At 41.0% G+C, this 14,660-nt stretch carries 14 protein-coding genes; 11 read left to right on the top strand and 3 right to left on the bottom strand.

Annotated features, from left to right (window positions below):
* Window positions 1-150 precede the first annotated feature (150 nt).
* Together serA and prmA are read left to right on the top strand one after the other, a co-directional pair.
* Entirely contained in the window at window positions 151-1,734 is a 1,584-nt protein-coding gene (gene serA, locus H6G57_RS18835; protein ID WP_190521272.1) for a phosphoglycerate dehydrogenase, read from the top strand.
* A 148-nt stretch (window positions 1,735-1,882) separates the two neighbouring features.
* Window positions 1,883-2,773 (top strand): 50S ribosomal protein L11 methyltransferase, encoded by an 891-nt coding sequence (gene prmA / locus H6G57_RS18830; protein ID WP_190521270.1) that lies wholly within the window; start codon window positions 1,883-1,885, stop codon window positions 2,771-2,773.
* 33 nt (window positions 2,774-2,806) lie between these two features.
* Here prmA and H6G57_RS18825 read toward each other — a convergent pair whose 3' ends face one another.
* Window positions 2,807-3,838, bottom strand: a complete 1,032-nt coding sequence (locus H6G57_RS18825) for a glycerate kinase (RefSeq protein ID WP_190521268.1) — start codon at window positions 3,836-3,838, stop codon at window positions 2,807-2,809.
* A 32-nt stretch (window positions 3,839-3,870) separates the two neighbouring features.
* Window positions 3,871-4,203, bottom strand: a complete 333-nt coding sequence (locus tag H6G57_RS18820) for a DUF565 domain-containing protein (protein WP_190521266.1) — start codon at window positions 4,201-4,203, stop codon at window positions 3,871-3,873.
* 54 nt (window positions 4,204-4,257) lie between these two features.
* On the opposite strand from H6G57_RS18820, the gene H6G57_RS18815 reads away from it, so the two are divergent.
* Together H6G57_RS18815 and H6G57_RS18810 are read left to right on the top strand one after the other, a co-directional pair.
* A complete protein-coding gene (locus H6G57_RS18815; protein WP_190521264.1) occupies window positions 4,258-4,866 on the top strand; it encodes a hypothetical protein in 609 nt (202 codons plus the stop codon).
* Between the two features lie 138 nt (window positions 4,867-5,004).
* Window positions 5,005-7,008 (top strand): glycosyltransferase family 39 protein, encoded by a 2,004-nt coding sequence (locus H6G57_RS18810; protein WP_190521262.1) that lies wholly within the window; start codon window positions 5,005-5,007, stop codon window positions 7,006-7,008.
* Here the strand turns inward: H6G57_RS18810 and H6G57_RS18805 are convergent.
* Window positions 6,980-7,429 carry an SRPBCC family protein gene (locus H6G57_RS18805; protein ID WP_190521260.1) on the bottom strand — a complete coding sequence of 150 codons (450 nt, stop codon included), beginning with the start codon at window positions 7,427-7,429 and terminating at the stop codon, window positions 6,980-6,982. The two genes, H6G57_RS18810 and H6G57_RS18805, sit on opposite strands and share 29 nt — an antisense overlap.
* A 91-nt stretch (window positions 7,430-7,520) precedes the next feature.
* Here H6G57_RS18805 and H6G57_RS18800 point away from each other — a divergent pair, with 91 nt between their 5' ends.
* The 7 genes from H6G57_RS18800 to H6G57_RS18770 all read left to right on the top strand — a co-directional run bounded on the left by H6G57_RS18800 (window position 7,521) and on the right by H6G57_RS18770 (window position 14,586).
* Window positions 7,521-8,768, top strand: coding sequence for a HEAT repeat domain-containing protein (locus H6G57_RS18800; RefSeq protein WP_190521258.1), 1,248 nt, complete (start codon window positions 7,521-7,523; stop codon window positions 8,766-8,768).
* 183 nt (window positions 8,769-8,951) lie between these two features.
* Window positions 8,952-9,968 carry a LysR family transcriptional regulator gene (locus tag H6G57_RS18795; protein ID WP_190521257.1) on the top strand — a complete coding sequence of 339 codons (1,017 nt, stop codon included), beginning with the start codon at window positions 8,952-8,954 and terminating at the stop codon, window positions 9,966-9,968.
* Between the two features lie 64 nt (window positions 9,969-10,032).
* Window positions 10,033-11,151 carry an anthranilate phosphoribosyltransferase family protein gene (locus tag H6G57_RS18790; RefSeq protein WP_190521251.1) on the top strand — a complete coding sequence of 373 codons (1,119 nt, stop codon included), beginning with the start codon at window positions 10,033-10,035 and terminating at the stop codon, window positions 11,149-11,151.
* Between the two features lie 168 nt (window positions 11,152-11,319).
* Window positions 11,320-11,904 (top strand): molybdenum cofactor guanylyltransferase, encoded by a 585-nt coding sequence (locus H6G57_RS18785; protein WP_190521250.1) that lies wholly within the window; start codon window positions 11,320-11,322, stop codon window positions 11,902-11,904.
* 201 nt (window positions 11,905-12,105) lie between these two features.
* Window positions 12,106-12,447 (top strand): hypothetical protein, encoded by a 342-nt coding sequence (locus tag H6G57_RS18780; protein ID WP_190521249.1) that lies wholly within the window; start codon window positions 12,106-12,108, stop codon window positions 12,445-12,447.
* A 75-nt stretch (window positions 12,448-12,522) separates the two neighbouring features.
* Window positions 12,523-13,548, top strand: coding sequence for an ABC transporter permease (locus H6G57_RS18775; RefSeq protein ID WP_190521245.1), 1,026 nt, complete (start codon window positions 12,523-12,525; stop codon window positions 13,546-13,548).
* 519 nt (window positions 13,549-14,067) lie between these two features.
* The gene (locus H6G57_RS18770; RefSeq protein WP_190521244.1) at window positions 14,068-14,586 is read left to right on the top strand and encodes a phycocyanin subunit beta; all 519 of its coding nucleotides are present in this window, start codon (window positions 14,068-14,070) and stop codon (window positions 14,584-14,586) included.
* Window positions 14,587-14,660 lie beyond the last annotated feature (74 nt).

Genomic DNA, 14,660 nt, shown 5'->3' with positions numbered 1-14,660 from the left:
AACAGTTAAAATAACCTACTGCGGTATTTACATAGACCGTTAATTTGGGAGAGAGAATAGATCATGAAGACTCTCTCGAACCTCCCCCTAGCGGATTTTGTCAGGGGATGAGATCTCGATTCCTGCTATTGCAACCCATTTTCCTAAATCATGCCGAAGGTTCTTGTCTCCGATTCGATTGATCAAGTTGGTATAGACATCCTCTGCCAAGTCGCTCAGGTGGATGTCAGAATAGGTTTACCCCCCGAAGAACTGGTACGGATTATTCCAGAGTATGATGCTTTGATGATCCGGTCTGGAACTCGTGTCACCCAAGAAATTATTGAAGCTGGCGATAACTTAAAAATTATTGGTCGCGCGGGTGTGGGTGTGGATAATGTAGACGTTCCGGCCGCTACCCGCAAAGGGATTGTTGTTGTCAACTCCCCCGAAGGAAATACCATTGCTGCGGCCGAACACGCTTTGGCGATGATGCTGTCTCTATCTCGCTACATTCCCGATGCTAACCAATCTGTTAAAAGTGGAAAGTGGGATCGTAAAAGCTTCATTGGTGTAGAAGTTTATAAGAAAACCCTGGGTATTGTGGGTTTGGGTAAAATTGGTTCCCATGTCGCGACGGCGGCTAAAGCGATGGGGATGAAATTATTAGCCTATGATCCCTTTATTTCTCAAGAACGGGCCGATCAAATTGGCTGTCGGTTAGTGGACTTGGATTTGTTGATTCGGGAGTCCGATTATATTACGCTGCATATTCCCAAAACCAAAGAAACCTATCATCTGTTTAACGCGGAAGTCTTCTCTAAAATGAAGCCGACAGCCCGCTTAATCAACTGTGCTAGAGGGGGGGTGATTAATGAAGCCGATTTAGCCGTCGCCTTAACAAATGGCCAACTTGCGGGGGCTGCCCTGGATGTCTTTGAGAATGAACCCTTAGAAGCCGATTCTCCTCTGCGGGAATTGGGATCTAAAATTGTCCTCACCCCTCACCTGGGAGCCTCTACAGAGGAAGCTCAGGTCAATGTGGCGATCGATGTTGCCGAACAAATTCGGGATGTCTTACTGGGCTTACCAGCCCGGTCTGCGGTGAATATTCCAGGGTTGTATCCCGATGTGTTGGAAAAACTCAAACCTTATCTGCAACTGGCTGAAACCCTGGGAAATTTAGTCGGTCAGTTAGCTGGAGGTCGGGTAGATTTCCTAGATGTGCGTTTGCAAGGGGAATTGGCCGGAACCAATAGCCAAGCGGTGGTTGTGGCAGCCCTCAAAGGGTTACTGTCCCAAGCTTTACGCGAACGGGTGAACTATGTTAACGCCAGTATTGAAGCCAAAGAACGGGGAATTCGAGTGATTGAAACCCGTGATGCTGCCTTGACGGACTACACGGGATCACTGCATTTAGAAGCGAAGGGTTCTTTAGGTAGTCATTCAGTGACGGGAGCTTTATTAGGGGATCAGGAAATTCGGATTACCAGTGTTGACGATTTCCCGATTAACGTCCCCCCGACCCGATTTATGTTATTTACGCTTCACCGGGATATGCCGGGAATTATTGGCAAAATTGGCTCCCTTTTGGGTAGCTTTAATGTCAATATTGCCAGTATGCAAGTCGGACGTAAAATCGTTCGGGGTGAAGCTGTTATGGTCTTAAGCCTTGATGATCCTTTACCGGAAGGAATACTGGCGGAAATCATGAAAGTCGCTGGTATCCGCGACGCTTATACGGTAACGCTTTAATCAGTGATCAGTTATCAGTTATCAGTTATCAGTGGTAGCCGTTGACCGTTATTGTTAAGTCTAATGAGTGGGTAGAAACGGGCGATCGCAGATCTCTACACTGATGACTGATGACTGATCACTGATGACTGATCACTGATAACTGATTATGGCTAATAGTTGGTGGGAAATTAAAGTATTGTGTGATCCGACGCTAGAGGATGCGGTCTTTTGGCGGATGGAATCTTTTGGTTGTCGGGGAACGGCTTGTCAAATTAAAAATAATTCCTGTCTGGTATCGGCTTATTTACCTGAAGAAAAAGCCCATTTGCTGGATTTAGCGGCGCTTTCTTTATTGTTACGTCAAGATGCTCTGTGTTTAGAAATCCCGATTCCTGCGGTGACTTGGGATTTAATTGATGAGCAGGACTGGTCAACGGCTTGGAAACAACATTGGGAACCGACTCCCATTGGCGATCGCTTTTTAATTTATCCGGCTTGGTTAACCTTACCTGAACATTCGGATCGGATTTTATTACGCTTAGATCCAGGGGTTGCTTTTGGAACCGGAACCCACGCCACGACTCAACTGTGTTTAGAATCTTTAGAAATGCGATTAGGGGGAGAACCTAACCAAGCGGTAATCGCAGATATTGGTTGTGGTTCGGGTATTTTATCAATTGGGGCAATTTTATTAGGCGCATCCAAGGTTTATGCTGCTGATAATGATCCCTTAGCGACTCGTTCTACGAAAGAAAATTGTGAATTAAACCAAATTCCACCCGAAAAAATTATTATTCAAGATGGAAGTATAGAACAGATCATTTCGGTGGCAGAACAACCTGTTGATGGTATTGTTTGTAATATTTTAGCAGAAGTTATTATTGATTTAATTCCTCAATTTAATGCCATCTCTAAGAAAAATACTTGGGCGGTTTTAAGCGGTATTTTAATGGATCAAGCTAAACCTATTGCAGATACTTTAGAGCAAAATGGTTGGGTTGTCGCTACCTTATGGCGGCGGCAAGAATGGTGTTGTTTTAATATTAGACGATCTTAATCAGTTATCAGTTATCAGTTAACAGTTATCAGTTTACTGGTTTCTGGAAATATTGCCAAGGGAATGATCGGGGTTGATTTCTATAATTAAGTTGACTAATTCTGGATTTTTAATTAATGGGTTTATGAATAATTGGGGATGGAGGGCTTTCCAGAAATAATCAACAAATTGACTAATTTCGGCATCGGTCATGCCTGATTTTCCGGTTGAAATCATGTCATGTTCAGCTTGAATTCTCCATTGTTTTGATAATCGATAATCGACTGGATTTAAAATCATTAATTGATCTAATTTTTCCCACAAAGGAATATATTCTTTTAACTGTTCATTCATATCCCTGGCAAATTGTTGATCGGCGAGGGTAATAATCGGTTCAGGTGCAGAGTTAAATCCTTCTGGATCAATGGGTCTACATCCCACAAACCAGCCTTCAAATAAAATAATATCGATTTCTGTAACAAATTCCGATGAAATGCGATCGCCAGCACCCTGCCATAAAGACTTATCAAATCGAGGAATTGCAATGGTTTGACCCGGTAAGGGTTGACGCAATTGTTCTAACACCTGTATTCCTAATTTAACATCATGGGTTCCCGGTGGCCCCCGCCAAATTAAACGGGGATCGACCCTTTGTAACTGTTGACGTTCTAAATAAGTTTTATACAGATCGTCTAAGGACAAGCTGATTGTGTCATAGTGAAAAAGAGACAAAATGTAAGTTAAGACTTTCGCTAGGGTTGTTTTCCCGGTGCCTTGTCCTCCTAATATTCCTTGAACCAGAGGACGACCTAGCTGTTGACGAGACTCAGCTAGTTGGGTCGCAAACGGAAGCCAAAACTTCCAAAGGGTTTCTAACTGTTGGGATAATAAAGGGAAATCAAGATTTTCTTGAAAGAGTCTACAGAAAAGATGTGATCGCCCTTGTAGTTTCAACTTAACAGTTTCAGGTGTGATTCCCCACAATATTGCTCGTTTAGAATCAGACAGTTCCCACTGTTCTAAAAGTTCTAAATCTGTGACATGGGGAGGTTGTCCATGAGCCCAAGCTTGAAGAATTTCTATCATAGACAATCACAAAAACTTGAAAAACGTTCATTTTATGAACCTAACATCAATGCTAACAGAAATAACCCATAACTCACACCCATTTTAAGTGCATTCAGGTTTTCGACCCAAAAGGATTGTCGCAAACGGTTGGGACTACTGTAGGCTAACCAGTTAACACCTTCTACTAGGATAGACACCATTAAAGCCACAGTTACATCTATATTTGCTTTTTGTCCCGCTACCGAAGAAATCGCTAATGCTAGGGCAAAACCCAATAATAAACTAATGATCAGCAGCGAAATCCGTCGCCAAGGATTTAACAACCATCGTCCAAGTTGTGCATTAATAACATTTACAAGTCGATTGAGACGGGTATTTTGCATAAAAGACGGTGTAGAGAGTAATGGAATTAATGATCAAGTTTAAAACGAAAGATTATGAAAGCTAAACTGTATCCAGCCTTTCTAATTACTGGAACTATTTTATTAACTTTAATTAGTTTAAGGCAATTCTTATTTCGCTATTGTGTCCAGTCAACGGAACGAAAATCTTCCGAACAGGTGGCCTTATCTCTCTCAGCCCCCCTCTCAACAACGTTTCCTAAAACCTCTATTCCAGCGCCACCTGCGTCAGAAAGACCCCCTGTTCCTTCTCCCAAATTGGGGCATAATTCCCCCAAACTGTCACCTCCTGCCAGTTCCACAAACCCTCACCAAGGGTCATTCCGAGTCAGTAACCTCACGGAACATCCGGTGCGTGTAGCCTTACTCACTCGTTCATCTGTGGGCAACACCGAACCCGTCCATTGGGATTTTGCGCCGGAAGAAGGCAGTCAAGAAGGGTTGATTTTGTCCCTCCCAGAAAAAGATTTAATTCTCAAATCTGGCGATATTTTGATTGTTTTTGCACCGGATGGTTCTCGCTATTACTGGGGGCCTTATATTGTCGGGGAAACCCCCTTCCCAGTCTGGAAACCTGAAAGTAAGGAATGGCAGTTGGTCATACAACCCACTAGGACACTGGATGAATTTTCATCTGGAAAATAGGCAATAGTAATATTATTTCGGTTGCCCAAATAGGTGATAATAACTAATTGATATATTGAGTTGGGTGTTAGTCAACAGCCAACACTTCGACAAGCTCAATGCAAAGCAGTCAACAGTTACCACCTGTGTCCTTCCCCCATGAAACTAAGTTCAGATCGAGAGATTAAAACCCTTTTTTCAAATCAAATTAAAACCCGTTGGTTTCCATTTATCCTGGTGATTTTGGGTTTGGGTTTAATCGGTGGGTTGGCTTTTTTTCAGAATTTAGGGAATCTGGGTTTATTGGATGAAACCGAACCTTTATTTGCAGAAGCTGCCCGTCAAATGTTAGTCACAGGGGATTGGATTACTCCGTATTTTAATGAAGAAACTCGCTTTGATAAACCGCCTTTAATTTATTGGTTAATGGCAATTGCTTATCAAATAGTTGGGGTCAATGAATGGGGGGTTCGTCTGCCTTCGGCAGTTTCGGCTTTTATTCTAATTGGTTTGGGATTTTATACGTTAAGTTATTATGTTCAGAAAACGCAATTTTATACCGTTAAAAAACAAGAAATACAAGGCTTAATTTCTCCCAGTTATAAACCTCGTTTCAGGACAGTTCTTTTGCATCCTTTACCTTGGATGGGGGCTATATTGATGGCTTTTAATCCTGAAATTGTGGCTTGGGCAAGAATTGGGGTTTCGGATATGTTATTAACAGGTTGTATGGGGTCAGCTTTATTGGCTTTTTTTCTAGGATATGCAACTGATGAAGTGAAAATATCTGAGTCAGAATTTCAAGAATATTCTTCTGTAGGACTTAAAAATTTAACTCTACCCCAAAATCGAGCAAATTATTGGTATTTAGCTTTTTATATTTTAGTCGCCTTAGCGGTTTTAACCAAAGGCCCTGTGGGAATTGTTTTACCGATTTTAATTATTGGTTCATTTTTAATTTATATTGGAAAAGGATACCAAGTTTTACAAGAAATGCGTCTTTGGCAAGGAAGCTTAATTTTTTTTGTGATGACTCTGCCTTGGTATATTTTAGTCACTTTGATTAATGGTCAAAGCTATATTAATTCGTTTTTTGGTTATCACAATTTTGAACGATTTACCAGCGTTGTTAATCGCCATGGAGCTCCTTGGTATTTCTATTTTATTGTGGTTTTAATAGGGTTTGCTCCATTTTCTGTTTATTTACCTATTGCGATCGCTTCAACAAAATTTTGGAAACGCCGATGTTGGCAACGTCAAGCTCGAATTCAACAATTGCCATTATTTGTTGTTTTTTGGTTTGCTGTAATTTTTATCTTTTTTACTGTAGCTGTTACCAAGCTCCCCAGTTATATTTTACCTCTGATACCAGCTTCAGCTTTATTAATTTCTCTATTTTGGCACAATCTAATAAAAAACAATCATCTTGTTAATCCTAATGTTAGTTTAGCTGGTGCTATTCCTAAAGCGTTTTCTCTATCTATCATTTTCAATATTATATTGGTTTTTAGTGCTTCAATTGTTAGTTATTTTAGTAAAAACCTGCTAGGATATGATGCAGATATGCCCAATTTTAGAACGGATTTACAAACCTCTGGACTCCTAAATCGATCTGCTTTAATCTGGGGAATAACCACAATAGGAATAATCATAAGTGGGTGGAAACGGCGAATTTCAGGAATTTTTATCGTTAATATTTTAGGATTTATTGTCTTTTTTATCTGGGCAGCAACTCCTACCTATAGTTTACTTGATCACCATCGTCAAGAACCTTTAAGACATCTCGCCCAAACCGTTGTACAAGAGCGAAAATTAGGAGAAGAATTAATGATGGTTGGCTTTAAAAAACCCAGTTTAGTTTTTTATACTCAACATCCGGTTCAATACGCTCCTGAACCGACTGATGCGATTAACTATATTAACAGTCCAGAGGTTGAAAATTCTTCCCCTAAAACCCTTTTAATTCTTGGACATCCTCGTGAATTAACGAATATTGGATTAAAACCTAATCAATATAAAATTATTGATCAAGCGGGTTCCTATCAACTCATTCGAGCTAATATAGTCAAAGGGAACAGGGAATTACGAATTAGGAATTACGAATTACGAATTACGAATTATCAACGGTCAACAGTCAATCCTTTTCACATTCTTTTTTTGTGACTTGATGACGATATCGAAACATATCTTCTAAACGACTATTGACCCACCAACCTAATATTTTTTCTGCCAATTCTCCGCCGGGTAGAGAATAAGTAATGTTATCGGTGAGGCGAGTTTTACCATTTTCAGCAATAAATTGATGTCGATGTACCCAACTTTCTACAATTCCTTCTTGTTGTTCATCGGTAAATAACTCAAAGGGTTTACATTCGGTATGAAGTGCTACCCATCGCACCGGAATAAACCCTAATAATATTCTAAATTCCGAAATTGCCCCTACATCTAACCCCCCTTCTCGACGCACAATTTCTACGGGTTGCCAAGGAGGAGTTAACAATTGCAATATATCCGGTCGGGTATGAAACTCCCAAACGACTTCTACAGGCGCATTAATCAGGGAAGAATAGTGAAAGTGCTGCATAAATGTTCTACAATTATAAGAGTTGTTGGTTCTCGATTAACAGCCAATAGTCAACAGTCAACCATTAACAATTAACAATTAGCAATTAACAGTGATTGATTTTTCAGAACAAAATCCCGAAGTTGTACTTAATTTAGTTTTAACTCAGTTAGAACAGGGAGATTTTCAACAGCGATGGGAAATCAGTAAAATTTTACCTGATTTAGGAACCATTGCCCTAGAGCCTTTGCTGAATATTTTACAAGATGAAACGACTGATGTAGAAATGCGTTGGTTTGTGGCTCGAATTTTGGGACAGTTTAAATCAGAATTAGTAGTTGAACCCTTAATTAATTTGCTAAAAACTGATAAAATAGAGGCAACAGAAGAAGAACTATCACTTCAGGAAATAACGGCTATTACGTTAGCCAGTTTAGGAACTTCAGCCATTAAACCCCTCATGGAATTATTACAAAAAGAGGAGTCTAAACGATTAGCTACATTTGCCTTAGCTCAAATTCGTCATTCTGAAATTATTACCCCCTTATTAACGGTTGTAAATGATTCTAATCCTGAGATTCGAGCGATCGCAATTGAAGCATTAGGAAGTTTTCATGATCCCAGAGTCATTCCGGTTTTATTAGAGGCTTTAAATGATCCCGTTGGTCATGTTAGAAAAGAAGCGGTTATCGGATTAGGGGTAAGAATAGATTTATTAGACAATATTAATTTAGTCGAAAAACTTAAACCGTTATTATGGGATATTCGACCAGAAGTTTGCCAACAAGCTCAACTCGCTTTATCCCGTTTAAAAACAGATGAAGCAGCAACAGCATTATTTGAACAAGTACAATCTTCTAATGTTCCCCTATCTTTAAAAATAGATGGGGTTCGTTCATTGGGGTGGATTGAAACGCCTCAAAGTTTAAATTTTTTAGAGGAAATTATTTTCAGCTTCCATCCTGAATTTAATCTGAATGCCCCCAGTCTTACAACGGTAGAAATTACTTTAATTCAAGAAATTATTCAGGGGATAGGACGGATTGAAACCATAGAATTGCGAGAACAAGCTGCTCAAATTTTGATTAATTTAATTAATCGCAATCATCCTGCTATTTCTGATCTTAAAATTAAACAATTAATTGCAGTAGGATTAGGAAAATTAGGATTAATATCTGCTCTTGATCCCTTAATTCAACTTTTAGCTGATCCCCAACCTTCAGTTCGATACCATTGTATTTCGGCTTTTAAGCAAATTAAATGTGAACAAACTTATCAATATTTACAAAATTTATTAAATCAAGATAATATCAATCTTGATATCAAACAAGAGATTTTAAAAGCGTTATCCGAATGGTAAATTAAATAAAGAAGCTTTTCAGGGGTTACTCCAATTCTTGATCAATTCCGAGGTTTCGGATGAAATTATCAAAGCTGTATCAATCTCTACTAAATGGAATGAGTAGATCTATTATTGTTGATTAGTAATCAGTCATCTAACTGTTTACTGATAACTGTTTACTGATAACTGATAACTGTCTGTATGCGTTTAGAGCAACTGCAATCTTTTCTGTCTGTTGCTGAGACGGGAAGCTTTCAACAAGCTGCACGTAAATGTGGGGTCACTCAATCAACCATTAGCCGACAAGTACAGGGACTAGAGGAAGAACTGGGTTTACCTTTATTTCATCGCACCGCTCAAGCTAAATTAACCATTGGGGGTGAACGCTTTTGGCCCTATGCTCGCAAAATTTGCCAAACCTGGGACAGTGCGAAAGAGGAATTAGCGTCTCTGCTGATGGGAAAACAACCTGAACTCTGTGTTGCAGCCATTCATTCGGTTTGTTCCTCTTATTTACCCCCGGTTTTGCAGAAGTTTTGTTATGCCTATCCAGAAGTTCAGTTGCGGGTGACATCCTTGGGAAGCGATCGCGCCTTAAAAGTGCTTAAGGATGGATTAGTTGATATCGCTATTATTATGAATAATCGTTCTTTTACAGCCAGTGCAGAACTTTTAGTCGATATTCTCTATCAAGAACCGATTGAAGTCTTAATGGCCAGTAATCACCCGTTAACTCAATATTCTCAAGTTCCTTGGGATGAGTTAACTCGTTATCCGCAAGTAGTTTTTAAAGATGGTTATGGAATGCAGCGTTTAGTTCAAGAAAAGTTTACTCAAGCTGGAGCCAAGCTGAATGCAGTTTTAGAGTTAAATACATTAGATGGGTTTCGAGGAGTCATTCGTCAAGGGGAACTGATCGCGTTATTGCCCTATTCTGCCTTACTAGAAGCACGAACTGATCCTACCTTAGCTGTCCGAGGGTTAGCACCCCTTCCCTTTGCCAACTCTAAACCTTTCATCGCGAGTTCTACTCCCTCTATGTTAATTCCTGCGGACGGGGATACAACTTGGACTCGTGAAGTGGTGATTGTCACCACACCTGATCGAATGCAAATCCCCCCCATTGCTTATTTTTGGCAACTGGTTCATGAGAGTCTTCCTGATCAACTTGATGGATCAATTGATTCTTTAAATCCCCAAACCCCTTTGTTGAAATAAAGACGCTAGGATCAAATTAAAGTTTAAAAATGGAGTTTCGGTTAACCGTCAATACTTTATAGGTATGAGTGATCGATTTAGAGAGTTACTTCGTCAAGTGGGTAGTGGAACCCATACCAGTGAGGCGTTGAGTCGTTCCCAAGCGGCAGAAGCCTTGAGATTAATGTTATTGCAGGAGGCAACTCCGGCTCAAATTGGTGCATTTTTAATTGCTCATCGTATCCGGCGTCCCACAGGTGAAGAATTAGCGGGAATGCTAGATACCTATGAAGAAATCGGCCCTCAACTTCAGTCCGTTGCTTCTGCGCCAATGGTGTTGGGTTGTCCCTATGATGGTCGGTCTCGCACCGCTCCTTTTGCTCCCTTAACAGCTTTAATTTTAATCACCGCAGGGGTTCCGGTAATTTTACATGGGGGCCAACGAATGCCAACTAAAGAAGGTATTCCTTTAATTGAAATTTGGCAAGGGCTGGGGGTGGACTGGTCTAAATTATCCTTAGTACAAACTCAACAGATGTTTACACAGTTGGGTTTAGGGTTTGTTTATCTTCCTCAACATTTCCCAGAAGCCGAACGCTTAGTCACCTATCGTCGAGAAATTGGCAAACGTCCTCCGTTAGCAACAATGGAATTGATGTGGAAACCCTATTTAGGACAAGCAACGGTGGTTTGTGGGTATGTCCATCCCCCCACAGAAACCCTGTTTCGAGAAGCCTTTGAATTGCGGGGTGTGACTGAATTTATTACAGTCAAAGGATTAGAGGGTAGTTGTGATTTACCTCGCGATCGCACTTGTATTATTGGGTTACATCAACCTAGCCTCGGAACAAAACCAATTAAAGACTCTACCTCAGTAGAAGGACAAAATTCCCATCCGACCGCAGAGGATGTTTTCTTTGAACGATTATTATTGCATCCCCGTGATTATGGGTTTGGGGGGAAAGAAGTTCCTCTACCCTCGACTGCGATTTTAATTGAACAAATCCAATCGGTTTTAGCGGGTCACAATAGTGAATTCATGAAAGCCGCACTGTGGAATGGGGGGTTTTATTTGTGGCGTTCTGGGGTTTGTCCTAATTTAGAATCAGGATTATCGGAAGCTGAATCTTTACTAACGCAAGGGAAAGTTCACGCTAAATTGCAGGAAATTCAACGTTATAGCAGGGAACTGGGAACAGCTTAACTGGGAACTGGGAACAGACAGGATTTAGGTTTTAGCATCAGTCTATGCCCTAACACCCCCGGCGAGGCTGCTATATCTCTAAACTACAAAATTGCTATTTTTGGTTAACCCGTGATGGGTTTTTCACGCTGATAGAGAACTTTAGCCCTAGGTATTACCTCAAAACCCATGATCAATGATCTTTCAATTGCAGCTTTAATTCTGGCAGGGGGCCAAAGTTCTCGCATGGGTGAGGATAAAGCTTTTGTTCTTTATGAAGGAAAACCCTTGCTTCAGCGAGTGTATCAAGTGGCGGCTACTTGTAGCCAAAAAGTATATATTGCTACACCTTGGCCGGAACGCTATCAAACGCTATTAACGGAAGATTACGAAGTTATATTAGAGACGGAACCGAACCAAGGGCCCTTAGTTGCCTTGTCCCAGGGATTATTAGAAATTCCCTTTGATTGGATTTGGTTATTAGCCTGTGATTTACCGTTGTTAGAACCGACGATGATTCAACGTTGGCAAAGTCATTTAACGGTTGTTTCTGATACGGTTTTAGCGGTTGTTCCTCAAAGTCAGTCGCGGTGGGAACCGTTATGTGGATTTTATCGCCGTTCTGCTTATTCCCAGTTACAAGAATTTATGGCTCCTGGGGGAAGATCCTTTCAACGATGGTTAACTCATATTCCTGTGGAACCTATTTATCTGTCTGAAGAAGAATCACAAATGTTGGTCAATTGCAATCGACCCACTGACTTAAAACCTTAATAAATCCTAAAATCCTTAATTAAAATTTCCATCAAAAATTAATCTTTTTTCTGGTTTTGAGGTAGAGAAAACCCTACTTGTGAATTTTTACAAAATCTGCATTAAAATCAAAAAATCTGGGTAACTTGTAAGTAAAATTACGTTCTTTACCCAGAAAACTTGGTATAACCAACGGATATTAAAAATGGACAGGAGGAACCTATGCCATACACCTTCGATCTAGTGGGTGTTTCTCCCATTCTTTCTTTCTTTTATCAACAACAAGAATTAAACGAACAACCCGCCCCAGGGGTTGAATATTTGGGAAATCGTAAATGTACCCTGGATACTTTTATTGAATCTGTACAGACGGTTTCTCCTCAACGGGGCTGGAATGTTGATCAAGCCGTTGATACGGTAATTCAGTTTTGGATGAACAATGCCGACAGCATCCAATATTGGAAAACTCGCCTAGAAGATGCCGGACAGGAAAACCTCTTAGTGGCTAGAGTCGCTGACCTCAAATTTCTTCGTAATACCTTTGAATCATTACTCGGACATTAACTGTTGACAGTTGACAGTTGACGGTTGAGAGTTGACTGTTAACTGACAACTGATTACTGATAACTGATCACTGATATGTCTCGTTCCAGAGCTTTACAATATTACGTCTTTACTCGTTTACTGCTGGCTCCCTTGATGCTGTGGACAATTACCACAGTGGTTTTTTTGCTCCTACGAGCTACCCCTGGTGATCCGGTAGATGCGATTCTTGGCCCCCGTGCACCGGAAGCAGCCAAAGAAGCCTTGCGATCGCAATTGGGTTTAAAGGGTTCTTTGTGGCAACAATATTTTGACTATATGGGGAAACTCCTGCATTTTGATTTAGGAACGTCCCTGACCAGTCGCGGACAAACGGTTTGGGAAATTATTCAAGCTCATTTTCCGGCAACGGTTGAACTGGCTCTATTTAGTATGATCATCGCTTTAGCGGTGGGAATTACGGTTGGGGCGGTAGCAGCCTCCCATCCTGATACGGTTTGGGATACGGGGGGACGTTTATTTGGAATTATTACCTATGCTGTTCCGCCGTTTTGGGCAGGGATGCTGTTTCAGTTAATATTTGCGGTGCAGTTGGGTTGGTTTCCTTTGGGAACTCGCTTTCCAGTAACTGTTCAGGCCCCTGAAGGGTGGAGCGGATTATATACCCTGGATAGTTTGTTGACGCTTAATTGGATGCAATTGGGGGTATCACTGTATTACTTGTTTTTACCCTCTGTAACGTTAGGGTTATTGTTAAGCGGTATTTTTGAACGAATTGTGCGGGTCAATCTCAAACAAACGTTAAAGGCGGATTATGTGGAAGCCGCTAGGGCTAGAGGGATTCCCGAATTGCGAATTGTTGTGGCCCATGCGTTGAAAAATGCCATGATTCCGGTGATTACGGTTTTGGGTTTAACCTTTGCGGCTTTATTAGGCGGGGCAATTTTAACGGAAGTGACCTTTTCTTGGCCAGGACTCGCTAATCGGTTATATGAAGCGATTAGTTTTCGGGATTATCCGACGGTGCAGGGGATTGTTGTGTTTTTCGCAGGGATTGTTGTTGTTGCCAGTATTCTGATTGATGTTCTCAATGCCTGCATTGACCCCCGAATTCGATATTGAGGTGAGTTAACGTTGACAAAATTATTGAGCGTTGACACTCTCCGGCTTGAAGGTGCGGAGATTTTTTTTTAAGGAATTGACGCCATGACAGTGACCTCCTAAAACCCATTTTCTGGGGTAATCAGATCATAAATGTGCATAATTTTTCTAAAAAAGTAAGTATTTTTACTCAAGTAAAGTTAGGGAATTCTGATGGGAATCTTCATGAAAGATACACTTCTTAATAAATTTTAACGCAACAATTTGCGATAGCGTTGTATAACTAATATCTGAAGGGCAAAGACGACAGACAAATGTTGGTCTCCCAACAATTGATTAACATTTGATTAAAAAAGTTTAATGTCCTTTCATAAAATGATGTAAGATTTCTAAGGTTCCTCTAAGTGAGGCTGAGGTTGCTCTCAAAAATAGTAACGACGGCCAAACATAGAGAGACTCTCAAGAGTCAGGATCGGGAAAACCCATCATTTCACTTTGAGTCGAAAACAAAGTTAAGCAAGTCAAGTAGGAGATTAATCCATGTTTGATGCCTTCACCAAGGTAGTTTCTCAAGCTGATACACGCGGCGAAATGTTAAGCGCCGGCCAAATCGATGCCCTGAGCCAAATGGTTGCCGAAAGCAGCAAACGCTTAGATGCTGTTAACCGGATCACCGGTAGTGCTTCCACCATCGTTGCCAATGCGGCTCGCGCTCTGTTTGATGAGCAAGCCCAACTGATTGCTCCTGGTGGTAATGCTTACACCCACCGTCGTATGGCTGCTTGCTTACGTGACATGGAAATCATCTTACGTTATGTCACCTATGCAGTTTTCGCTGGAGATGCTAGCGTTCTCGATGATCGTTGCTTAAACGGTCTGCGTGAAACCTACCTGGCTTTAGGCGTTCCTGGTGCTTCCGTTGCTGTTGGCGTTGGCAAAATGAAAGATGCCGCTCTGGCTATCGTCAACGATCCCGCAGGAATCACTCCTGGAGATTGTAGCGCCCTGGCTTCTGAAATCGCCAGCTACTTTGATCGCGCTGCGGCTGCTGTTGCCTAGTTTTTCAAAAATCTGATTTTCATAAATCCATAGAAGTCTAATTAAATGACTTCAATTTGTACCTCAACTTTGTA

The sequence above is a fragment of the Planktothrix sp. FACHB-1365 genome (genome assembly GCF_014697575.1).
Taxonomy (GTDB): Bacteria; Cyanobacteriota; Cyanobacteriia; order Cyanobacteriales; family Microcoleaceae; genus Planktothrix.
This window is presented reverse-complemented; position numbering and strand designations above follow the sequence as displayed.

Excerpts from the sequence above, each read along its gene's own strand:
- serA (WP_190521272.1), top strand. The coding sequence starts at position 151 with ATGCCGAAGGTTCTTGTCTCCGATTCGATTGATCAAGTTGGTATAGAC.
- prmA (WP_190521270.1), top strand. The coding sequence starts at position 1,883 with ATGGCTAATAGTTGGTGGGAAATTAAAGTATTGTGTGATCCGACGCTA.
- H6G57_RS18825 (WP_190521268.1), bottom strand. The coding sequence starts at position 3,838 with ATGATAGAAATTCTTCAAGCTTGGGCTCATGGACAACCTCCCCATGTC.
- H6G57_RS18820 (WP_190521266.1), bottom strand. The coding sequence starts at position 4,203 with ATGCAAAATACCCGTCTCAATCGACTTGTAAATGTTATTAATGCACAA.
- H6G57_RS18815 (WP_190521264.1), top strand. The coding sequence starts at position 4,258 with ATGAAAGCTAAACTGTATCCAGCCTTTCTAATTACTGGAACTATTTTA.
- H6G57_RS18810 (WP_190521262.1), top strand. The coding sequence starts at position 5,005 with ATGAAACTAAGTTCAGATCGAGAGATTAAAACCCTTTTTTCAAATCAA.
- H6G57_RS18805 (WP_190521260.1), bottom strand. The coding sequence starts at position 7,429 with ATGCAGCACTTTCACTATTCTTCCCTGATTAATGCGCCTGTAGAAGTC.
- H6G57_RS18795 (WP_190521257.1), top strand. The coding sequence starts at position 8,952 with ATGCGTTTAGAGCAACTGCAATCTTTTCTGTCTGTTGCTGAGACGGGA.
- H6G57_RS18790 (WP_190521251.1), top strand. The coding sequence starts at position 10,033 with ATGAGTGATCGATTTAGAGAGTTACTTCGTCAAGTGGGTAGTGGAACC.
- H6G57_RS18785 (WP_190521250.1), top strand. The coding sequence starts at position 11,320 with ATGATCAATGATCTTTCAATTGCAGCTTTAATTCTGGCAGGGGGCCAA.
- H6G57_RS18780 (WP_190521249.1), top strand. The coding sequence starts at position 12,106 with ATGCCATACACCTTCGATCTAGTGGGTGTTTCTCCCATTCTTTCTTTC.
- H6G57_RS18775 (WP_190521245.1), top strand. The coding sequence starts at position 12,523 with ATGTCTCGTTCCAGAGCTTTACAATATTACGTCTTTACTCGTTTACTG.
- H6G57_RS18770 (WP_190521244.1), top strand. The coding sequence starts at position 14,068 with ATGTTTGATGCCTTCACCAAGGTAGTTTCTCAAGCTGATACACGCGGC.